Genomic DNA, 231 nt, shown 5'->3' with positions numbered 1-231 from the left:
GCATGCGCTGGCCGACGCACTACGCAGGCCGCATGCAAGGCGCGCGCGCCGCCCCGGGCACGCTCGCCCGCATCAAAGGCCTGCTGCTCCTCGCGCAGGAGACTCTGCGCGTGCGCCGCGATCTGGGGGCCGCCACGTCCGCCATGCGCAGCCTGGAGGACAGTCTCCTCGTCGAGGTGCTGAACCTCGCAATCGCCAGCGAGCCGCTCGAGACGACGCAGCGGGACCGCC

General features: G+C 73.2%; 1 protein-coding gene. It reads left to right on the top strand.

The window, feature by feature from the left end; translation table 11 throughout:
• Positions 1-32 precede the first annotated feature (32 nt).
• On the top strand, positions 33-231 hold a 199-nt coding region (locus tag ACZ3GY_RS24875; RefSeq protein WP_465912503.1), incomplete at its 3' end, for a hypothetical protein.

It is taken from the genome of Pseudomonas sp. PME37.24/006, from assembly GCF_055556635.1.
This window is presented reverse-complemented; position numbering and strand designations above follow the sequence as displayed.